This is a genomic window from Arthrobacter sp. JCM 19049, assembly GCF_001310435.1.
Genome location: NZ_BAXF01000652.1, coordinates 1 through 1,013, shown reverse-complemented (window position 1 = coordinate 1,013; position 1,013 = coordinate 1). Strand labels below are relative to the sequence as shown.

At 63.3% G+C, this 1,013-nt stretch carries 1 protein-coding gene; it reads right to left on the bottom strand.

Going from position 1 to position 1,013, the window contains the following annotated elements:
• Positions 1-77: 77 nt before the first annotated feature.
• Positions 78-593, bottom strand: coding sequence for a hypothetical protein (locus tag JCM19049_RS15265; RefSeq protein WP_279403352.1), 516 nt, complete (start codon positions 591-593; stop codon positions 78-80).
• Positions 594-1,013 lie beyond the last annotated feature (420 nt).

The following is a 1,013-nucleotide window of genomic DNA, read 5'->3' as shown; positions in this document are numbered from 1 at the left end:
CTCGCCGGCCCCGCCACCCGGGCACAGCCGGGCCGGGCCCACATGGCTGGCGATGGCGATGCCCATGCTGCCGATCATCAAGCCGCGGCCGAGGCATGCACCCCGGCAAATTCTGCCCCCTCGATCGTTCTCCAGGTCAGCAGCACCAGAAATCCGGTCAGCAGCACCACCCCGATGAGGGTCAGCACGGTGGTGGGCAGGTTGTGCATGAACTCCCGGCGCGGCCACCGCTTGGTGCGCCAGCCGAGCCACGCGAAAACTGCGGTCACCACCAGGATGGCAATGATTGCCACGCGCACCGAGAGCACCAGCTTCACCCGTTCGCCCTGCGATAACTCCTGCAGCGTCTGCCCGAGCTTGGTGGGCACCAGTGCCACGAACATGGCGTAGAACCCGGCCAGGTTCAGCGACAGGTCTTCCAGGGGCGGGCCGCTATATACCACCAGCAGCACCCCGGTGGTGACCAGCATGGCCACGAACAGGTCGCGCGCGGGACCCAAATAGTAGGAGCTGATGGATGATTCAATCCGCTGGTTCACGACGCCGTAGACGATGATGGCCACCACCAGCAGCAGCGGAACGACCAGCAGCATCAGGCGCACATAGCGCAGAGTATCGCGGCCGTAGAACGATTGCACAGAGTTGCCCATACCTGATTGTGCAACGCCCGGGCCGTGCTGGCCAGCGTCCGGCAGGCATCCCTTGGCAAGGCTGAAGAGCACCTTAAGCGGTTAGGTCAGCGCCGGTTTTCTAATAAAGCTCTCATACACCCGTCATCTGAGTCTCACGAACGTCTAATTACGGTCTCACAAGGGATTTCTACTGTTGGGGACATGATCAGACGCATACTTATCATTCTCGTCGTGCTGGCCGTTCCGGCCGGTCTGGCGACGGCCAGCCAGCTGCTGGCCGACACCGCCAATCCACCAACCCCGCCCCAAGAGCCGGTGATTGTCGAACTCTCCCCGGCCCCGGACACGCCCAAACCGGACACGCCCAAACCGGACACCCCC

Excerpts from the sequence above, each read along its gene's own strand:
- JCM19049_RS15265 (WP_279403352.1), bottom strand. The coding sequence starts at position 593 with ATGCTGCTGGTCGTTCCGCTGCTGCTGGTGGTGGCCATCATCGTCTAC.